Source organism: Streptomyces sp. NPDC048612, assembly GCF_043199295.1.
Taxonomy (GTDB): Bacteria; Actinomycetota; Actinomycetes; order Streptomycetales; family Streptomycetaceae; genus Streptomyces.
On record NZ_JBICVV010000028.1, the window covers coordinates 87,789 to 96,092 of the forward strand.

Here is an 8,304-nt window from a genome sequence, read left to right on the forward strand (position 1 = left end):
GTGCGCCCCCGCTTTCCCTCCGGGGCCGAACCGTCCCGGGTCATCTCAGCTGGGCCCGGCCTTGTAGCCGACCCCGCGCACGGTCACCACGATCTCCGGCCGCTCCGGGTCCCTCTCGACCTTGGAGCGCAGCCGCTGCACATGGACGTTGACCAGCCGGGTGTCGGCGGCGTGCCGATAGCCCCAGACCTGCTCGAGCAGCACCTCACGCGTGAACACCTGCCACGGCTTGCGCGCCAGCGCGACCAGCAGGTCGAACTCCAGCGGGGTCAGCGCGATCGACTGACCGTCCCGCTTCACCGAGTGGCCCGCCACGTCGATGACCAGGTCACCGATCGCGAGCTGCTCGGGCGTGGGCTCCTCCGAACGCCGCAGCCGCGCCCGAATCCGGGCCACCAGCTCCTTGGGCTTGAACGGCTTGACGATGTAGTCGTCCGCGCCCGACTCGAGCCCGACCACCACATCCACCGTGTCGCTCTTGGCGGTCAGCATGACGATCGGCACCCCGGACTCGGCCCGGATCAGCCGGCAGACCTCGATACCGTCCCGGCCGGGGAGCATCAGGTCGAGCAGCACAAGATCGGGCTTGGTCTCGCGGAAGGCCGCAAGGGCCTTGTCACCGTCCGACACGAACGACGGTTCAAAACCCTCGCCGCGCAGCACGATGCCGAGCATCTCCGCCAGTGCGGTGTCGTCGTCGACGACCAGGACGCGTCCCTTCATTCGGCCATCATCCCATTACCTGATCGTGACTTACTCCATCGTGACGTGGAACACACCCCTGCCAGCCCTTCCCGGGTCACCGGAGACACCACTCCGGCCTCCGTGACGATCGCCGTCACCAGCTCCGCCGGAGTGACGTCGAAGGCCGGGTTGTAGGCCTGTGCGCCCAGCGGCGCCACCGGTATGGCGATACCTGCCTCCGCCCCGGGCCCCTGCACACTCGGCAACGAGAACTCCGTCACTTCCTGACCCGGACGCTGCTCCACCTCGATATCCGCCCCCTCCTCGGTCTCCAGATCCACCGTGCTGGTCGGTGCCACCACCACGAACGGCACGTGGTGGTACCGCGCCAGCACCGCCAGCGGATAGCTGCCGACCTTGTTGGCCACCGATCCGTCCGCCGCGATCCGGTCCGCGCCGATCAGCACCGCGTCCACCTCGCCCCCGGCGAACAGCGAGCCCGCCGCCCCGTCCGAGAGCACCGTGTACGCCATACCCGCCCGCGCCGCCTCGTAGGCGGTCAGCCGTGCGCCCTGCAACAGCGGCCGCGTCTCGTCCACCCACAGCCGGCGCAGCTCACCGGCCCGGTGCGCGGCCAGCGCCACCGCCAGGGCGGTGCCCTCGCCCCCGGACACCAGCGCACCGGTATTGCAGTGCGTGAGAATCCGGTGCCCGCCACCCGGCAGCAGCTCGCCCAGCAGCGCCAGCCCGTGCTCCGCCATCCGTGCGCTGGCCACGATGTCCTCGTCGTGCACGGCCCGCGCCTCGGCCAGCGCCGCGGCCGCTGCGGCCCGAGCACCGCCCTCGCCCAGCTCCGCGCGGTACGCGGCGGCCGCCCGCCGCACGCCGTACCCCAGATTGACCGCGGTCGGCCGGGCCTGCGCCAGCGCCTCCGCCGCCTCCTCCACGTCGAAGCCGCGTGCCGCGGCCAGCGCGACGCCGTACGCACCCGCGATGCCCAGCAGCGGCGCCCCGCGTACGGCCAGCGTCCGGATCGCCTGCACCAGCGCCGGCACGTCCGTGCAGACCAGCTCGACCTCCTCGGCCGGCAGCCGCGTCTGATCAAGAAGGACCAGGACAGGCCCCTCAGGTGCTTCCTCCCAGCGCAACGACGGGATCGCGAGCGCCCCGGCGCCCGCCTCGGATACCTCGTGGTGATCGCCCATTCGTTCAGTCTGCCGCCCACCGCCCCTCGAACAGAAGGTCCCCTCCTGCTCCGTGCACCGGTACACAGCGCCGGTCGCCATGACACGATGACTGCCACCGCGGACCCCGGACCCCGGCCGCCCCGGCGGACGGGCAGCAAGAAGGAGCGACGATGAACAACTCTCCGGGCTGGGCTTCGCCCGGATCCACTCCCTCCGACGAGCCGGCCCGCGGCACACAGGAACAGCCCACCCAGACAGACCCGGCCGACACCGCCGGGCAGTCCACCCCGCCGAACTGGTCCAAGGAACAACCGCCCGCCGGCCAGTGGTCGGCACCCGCCGGAATCCCCGGTCAGGCAGGCCCGCACGGACGGCCCGGCCAGACCACGGGCGGCGACCGCACCCGTGCCACGTCGCCCGGCTACGGCGGTCCCGGCTGGGGCGGCACTCCGGGCCCCGGGCAGCAGCCCCCTTGGGGCGGCGCCTGGGCCTCGATGCCACAGGCCGCCAAGCCCGGCGTCATCCCGCTGCGCCCGCTCGCCGTCGGCGAGATACTCGACGGCGCGGTCACCACCATGCGCGCCCACTGGCGCACCGTCCTCGGCATCTCGCTGATCGTCGCGGTGGTCACACAGACCGCCGTCACCGGGGTCACCGGCTGGTGGTTCCAGGGCGTCGGCCGCGTGCCCTCGCCCGCGGGCGGAAACGTCCCGCCCCTCCGCGAAACCATGCGCGACCTGGCCAATTCGCTCGCCGCCACCGGCATCACCTCGGTGATCGGGCTGCTCGCCACCCTCATCGCCACCGGCCTGCTCACCATGGTCGTGAGCCGGGCCGTCCTGGGCCGCTCGGTGACCGTCAAAGAGGCCTGGCGTGACGCGCATCCCCAGCTCCCGCGCCTGCTCGGCCTGCTCGTACTGCTCCCCCTGCTCATCACGGCCACCCTCGCGGTCGGTGTCGCGCCCGGCCTCCTCCTTGTCGCCACGGGCTCGCTGAAGGCAGGCCTGCTGCTCACCGTTTTCGGCGGACTGGTGGCCGGCCTCGTGGCCCTCTGGCTGTGGGTCCGCTTCAGCCTCGCCTCGCCCGCGCTGATGCTGGAGAAGCAGGGCGTCATCGCCGCGATGCGCCGGTCCGTGAAGCTCGTACGGGGTGCCTGGTGGCGGGTGCTGGGCGCACAGCTCCTCACCTACCTCCTGGTCGGCATCGTCGAGTTCATCATCCAGATCCCGGCCACCCTCGTCGCCTTCCTCATCGGCGGCGAGAACCTCATGGACTGGGCGAGCGGCACCGGCAACAACACCGGCTGGTCGTTCCTGATCGTGCTCGGCGTCGGCGCCGTCATCAGCTCCACCATCACCTTCCCGATCAGCGCCGGCGTCACCGCGCTCCTGTACATGGACCAGCGCATCCGCCGCGAGGCGCTCGACCTCGAACTCGCCCGCGCCGCAGGCCTCCCCGGTTACGGCGCCGATGCCCCCACCGCGCACCCGGCGCCCCCCGCTCCCGCAGCCTCGGCACCGACCCCGGACTACACGCCGGCATCGGCCGCCCCGGCCTCCGCTGGCACACCGGCAGACGGCACTCCGGCGGCCGGGTCTGCCACGGACAGCACCAAGGCAGCCCCGAAGGCAACGGACTCCGAGGCAGCCGGTCCCGAGGCGAACGGCCACGAGACGGCCGAGACCTGCGCGGAGGCCACCGGGACGGACACCGCGCCCACGGATGCCACGGACACCGCGGATGCCCCGGCCAAGGCCACCCCGGCCGACGACGCCGGGCAGCAGCCGGACCACACCACGCCGGGAAGCTGATGCGGTGACCACAGGGGGGAACGGGGCCGCGCTCGGACGACTCATGGCGCGGCCCGACGACGACATACCGGTGCGGACTCCACGCGTCCCCGCCCGCGAGGCGGCCGAGCGAGAGCTGTCCGACCCGCGGTACCACCAGCACGACCCCAACCCGATCCAGCGCGCCCTCGACTGGCTCTGGGAACGCGTCGACGCACTCTTCACCGCCGCCGCCCACACCACCCCGGGCGGCTGGATCGGGCTGCTCGCCATCGCCGTATGCGTGCTGCTGCTCGCGATCGCCCTCCGGCTGCGGCTCGGGGCGGTACGCCGCACTCCGACGACCAGCGGGGCGCTCTTCTCCGACGCCCCCCGCACCGCCGCCGAACACCGTGCGACCGCCGACCGGCACGCCGCCGAGGGCCGGTGGAGCCAGGCGATCCAGGACCGCATGCGCGCCCTCGTCCTCGCACTCGAAGAACGCACGCTGCTCACTCCAGGCCCTGGCCGCACCGCGGACGAGGCCGCCACCGAAGCGGGAGGGGCACTCCCCGCGTACGCCGACCGACTGCGCACCGTGGCACGCACTTTCAACGACGTCACATACGGCGGCCGCCCCGGCACGGAAGCGGCGTACGCACTCCTGGCCGGCCTCGACACCGAGCTGGAACACGCCAAGCCCGACCTGGCCACAACCCCGGCCAGGAGCCGCGGATGACCACGGCAGCCCCGGGCACCACCGCGCTCCCGCCCACCGTCCGCAACGTGTGGACCCGGTCCCGCGGGCCGCTGCTCGCACTTCTCGCGCTCGTCATCAGCGGTGTGGTGATCGCGGCCCTGCAGTCCGGCGAGCAGCACGGGCGCCTCGACCCCCGGTCCGCCGACCGCACCGGAAGCCGGGCCCTCGCCCAACTCCTCACCTCTCATGGTGTCTCCACCCGGGTCGTGACCACCTCGGAGGAAGCCGCTGCCGCGGCGGGCCCCCACACCACACTCCTCATCACCGACCCCGACATGCTGACGGAAGATCAGCTGACGGGCCTGCACACCGCGACCGCCCACACGCCCGGCCGCACCGTCCTGCTCGCCCCGGACTCCTCTTCCCTCAAAACCTTCGCGCCCGGCGTCCGGACGGATTCCCCCGCCACCGTCTCGGCCCGTCGGCCCGCCTGCTCCCTGCCGGAGGCTCGGCGTGCGGGTAACGCCCTGCTGGGCGGCCTCAGTTACACGACTTCCCTCGACGGCGCCGATCGCTGCTACCTCAGCGGCGACGAGCCCACCCTGCTGCGCCTGCCGGCTCCCCGCACCGGCCGCGACACGGTGCTCCTCGGCTCCCCCGATCCTCTCTACAACCATCGCCTCACCGAGCACGGCAACGCCTCGCTGGCCCTTCAACTCCTCGGTACGCACAAACATCTGGTCTGGTACCTCCCCTCCATGAGCGACCCGTCCGCGGCCCAGGACAACCAGCGCGGCTTCCTCGATCTCATCCCGTCCGGCTGGTACTGGGCCCTGCTCCAACTCACCTTTGCCGCCGCCCTCGCGGCTATGTGGCGCGCGCGGCGCCTCGGCCCGCTGGTGCCGGAGAGGCTTCCGGTCACCGTCCCGGCCGCCGAGACCACCGAGGGCCACGCCCGCCTCTATGAGCAGGCCAACGCCCGCGACCGAGCCTCATCCGTGCTGCGCTCCGCGACCCGCAACCGACTCGCTCCCCTCATCGGCGTGTCCCCGACACATGCCCACACCCCCGACATCCTTCTCCCGGCGCTTCACGCCCACTTGACCGCCGCGCCCGGTGCCGGACCCGACCTTCACCTCCTGCTCTTCGGGCCGGCACCCGCGGACGACAAGGCCTTGGTCCACCTGGCCGATCAACTCGATGCACTCGAATCCTCGATCGTTTCCCAAGAGAGGCACGCCCCCCGTGAGCACCCCGACCGCTGACAGCGCCCGAGCCTCCCTGGAGGACCTGCGCACCGAGATAGCCAAGGCCGTCGTAGGCCAGGACCCCGCCGTCACCGGCTTGGTCGTCGCACTCCTCTGCCGCGGTCACGTGCTTCTCGAAGGCTCCCCCGGCGTCGCCAAGACCCTGCTCGTCCGCGCCCTGTCGGCCGCACTCGAACTCGACACCAAGCGCGTCCAGTTCACCCCCGACCTGATGCCGAGTGATGTCACCGGCTCACTGGTCTACGACGCCCGCAGCTCCGAGTTCTCCTTCCAGCCGGGACCCGTCTTCACCAACCTGCTGCTCGCCGACGAGATCAACCGCACGCCTCCCAAAACCCAGGCGTCCCTGCTCGAAGCGATGGAAGAGCGCCAGGTGACGGTCGACGGCACGGCCCGTCCCCTCCCCGAGCCGTTCCTGGTGGCCGCCACACAGAACCCCGTGGAATACGAGGGCACTTACCCCCTCCCCGAGGCTCAGCTCGACCGCTTCCTGCTCAAGCTGACCGTGCCGCTCCCTGCCCGCCACGACGAGATCGACATCCTCACCCGCCACGCGGCCGGCTTCAGCCCGCGTGACCTGAACGCCGCGGGGCTGCGACCCGTCGCCTCCACCGCCGACCTCGACGCTGCGCGAGCCGCGGTCGCCAAGACCGCCGTCTCCCCCGAAGTCACCGGTTATATCGTCGATATCTGCCGTGCCACCCGCGAATCCCCCTCACTCGCGTTCGGCGCCTCCCCCCGAGGCGCCACCGCCCTGCTCTCCACATCACGCGCCTGGGCCTGGCTCACCGGCCGCGACTATGTCACCCCCGACGACGTCAAGGCGCTTGCTCTTCCCACGCTCCGACACCGGGTCCAGCTCCGCCCGGAAGCGGAGATGGAAGGAGTCACCGCGGACTCCGTGATCAACGCCGTTCTCGCTCATCTCCCCGTCCCCCGCTGAGAAGACACCGTGACTCTCACCGGACGCACCGCCCTCATCTCCGCATGCGGAGCCGTCTTCGTAGGCTTCGTGCTGCCCAGCTGGCTCGGCATCCTCACCGTCCAACTCGTCCTGCTGATAGCAATCTTGTGCGATCTCGCGCTCGCCGCGCCAGTGCGAAAGCTCCATTTCACCCGAACCAGTGACACAACTGTTCGACTAACGGGCGAAGCCCACACCCACCTCACCGTCACCAACCCGAGCCGTCGCCCCCTGCGCGCCCAGATCCGTGACGCCTGGCCCCCGAGCTCCTTCCACCCCGGTTCGGACATCCCCGCGTCCCGCCACACCCTGCGCGTCCCCGCCGCCGAACGCCGCCGCCTCACCACCACGCTCCATCCCACCCGCCGCGGCGACCACCACGCGGTCCGCGTCACCGTCCGCTCCTATGGCCCGCTCGGCCTGGCGGCCCGGCAGGGAAGCCACCACCTCCCCTGGACGCTGCGTGTCCTCCCGCCCTTCACCAGCCGCAAACACCTTCCCGCCAAGCTCGCCCGACTGCGCGAACTCGACGGCCGCACCAGCATCCTGACCCGCGGCGAGGGCACCGAGTTCGACAGCCTCCGCGACTACACCCACGGCGACGACACCCGCTCCATCGACTGGCGGGCCACCGCCCGCCGCGAGAACCTCGCCGTCCGCACCTGGCGCCCCGAACGCGACCGCCGCATCCTGCTCGTCCTGGAGACCGGCCGCACCTCGGCGGGCCGCGTCGGCGACATCCCCCGCCTCGACGCCTCCATGGATGCCGCCCTGCTGCTCGGCGCCCTCGCCGCCCGCGCCGGCGACCGCGTGGATCTCCTCGCCTATGACCGCCGCGTACGCGCATCGGCCCAAGGCCGCACGGCCCGCGATCTCCTCCCGGCCCTGACCGACGCGCTGGCACCCCTCGAATCCGAACTGGTCGAGGCGGATGCCCGGGGACTGGCCGCCACCATCCACCGCCGCACCCCGCGCCGTTCCCTGATCGTCCTCTTCACCGGCCTGGACGCGGCCCCCGTGGAGGAAGCCCTCCTGCCCGTCCTTCCCGGCCTCACCCGACGCAACGAACTGATCGTCGCCGCCGTGGCCGACCCCCGCATCGAGGAAATGGCCGCCGGCCGCCACACGCCCCAGGCTGTCTACGCAGCCGCCGCCGCGGAACAGACCCGCGCCGCCCGCCGCCGCACCGCGGACCGCCTCCGCCACCACGGCATCACCGTCATCGACTCCACCCCGACCCACCTGGCCCCCGACCTGGCCGACGCCTACCTCATGTTGAAGTCCACCGGCCGTCTGTAGCGGCCTGCCCCCTTCCTTTCCTCGCGCCCAGACGGAGCCTGTGAACGCCGCTGCCAGCTGGGTGCGGGCACATGGCTCTGCGAGGGGACGCTACGCACACGGTTGGTTGGCGCCAGGGAAGCCCTGGACGACGGACAAGCAACGCTTCATCCCTTGTACCAGCGCTGGGAAAGTCTCCAGCAAGGAAGGAAGGCCAGGCACCGCCGGGACAGGAACGTCAGCGAGGCTCGCTCCCTGCGCCCCACCGTCCTGGCTCAATCCAAGAGGCCAACAAGCCACCACCCCACCCCCGCTCATCTCGATCGAGAGTTTCCAACCACCCAGAATTGCATCCGCCCGGAACGCGAAAAAGCCCCGCACCATAAGGTGCGGGGCTTTCCCACAAAGATTGTTCGGCGGCGTCCTACTCTCCCACAGGGTCCCCCCTGCAGTA

General features: G+C 71.7%; 7 protein-coding genes. 5 read left to right on the plus strand and 2 right to left on the minus strand.

Annotated features, from left to right (window positions below):
• Positions 1 to 45 precede the first annotated feature (45 nt).
• Both mtrA and mtnA read right to left on the minus strand, forming a co-directional pair.
• On the minus strand, positions 46 to 723 hold the full coding sequence (gene mtrA, locus ACGFN2_RS31465) for a two-component system response regulator MtrA (protein WP_006605255.1): 678 nt from the start codon (positions 721 to 723) through the stop codon (positions 46 to 48).
• Positions 720 to 1,889: an S-methyl-5-thioribose-1-phosphate isomerase gene (gene mtnA, locus ACGFN2_RS31470; RefSeq protein WP_362612445.1), complete on the minus strand. Its 1,170-nt coding sequence runs from the start codon at positions 1,887 to 1,889 to the stop codon at positions 720 to 722. The genes mtrA and mtnA overlap by 4 nt, the downstream gene beginning before the upstream one ends.
• A gap of 152 nt (positions 1,890 to 2,041) precedes the next feature.
• Between mtnA and ACGFN2_RS31475 the strand changes: the two genes are divergently transcribed.
• The 5 genes from ACGFN2_RS31475 to ACGFN2_RS31495 are packed head-to-tail and all read left to right on the plus strand — an operon-like array spanning position 2,042 to position 7,871.
• Positions 2,042 to 3,682, plus strand: coding sequence for a hypothetical protein (locus ACGFN2_RS31475; protein ID WP_393366054.1), 1,641 nt, complete (start codon positions 2,042 to 2,044; stop codon positions 3,680 to 3,682).
• A gap of 4 nt (positions 3,683 to 3,686) precedes the next feature.
• Positions 3,687 to 4,379 (plus strand): DUF4129 domain-containing protein, encoded by a 693-nt coding sequence (locus tag ACGFN2_RS31480; protein WP_393366056.1) that lies wholly within the window; start codon positions 3,687 to 3,689, stop codon positions 4,377 to 4,379.
• Positions 4,376 to 5,605 carry a DUF4350 domain-containing protein gene (locus ACGFN2_RS31485; RefSeq protein ID WP_393366058.1) on the plus strand — a complete coding sequence of 410 codons (1,230 nt, stop codon included), beginning with the start codon at positions 4,376 to 4,378 and terminating at the stop codon, positions 5,603 to 5,605. The genes ACGFN2_RS31480 and ACGFN2_RS31485 overlap by 4 nt, the downstream gene beginning before the upstream one ends.
• Entirely contained in the window at positions 5,541 to 6,551 is a 1,011-nt protein-coding gene (locus ACGFN2_RS31490; RefSeq protein ID WP_362612436.1) for a MoxR family ATPase, read from the plus strand. The genes ACGFN2_RS31485 and ACGFN2_RS31490 overlap by 65 nt, the downstream gene beginning before the upstream one ends.
• Positions 6,552 to 6,560: 9 nt before the next feature.
• Positions 6,561 to 7,871 carry a DUF58 domain-containing protein gene (locus tag ACGFN2_RS31495; RefSeq protein WP_393366061.1) on the plus strand — a complete coding sequence of 437 codons (1,311 nt, stop codon included), beginning with the start codon at positions 6,561 to 6,563 and terminating at the stop codon, positions 7,869 to 7,871.
• Positions 7,872 to 8,304: the final 433 nt, after the last annotated feature.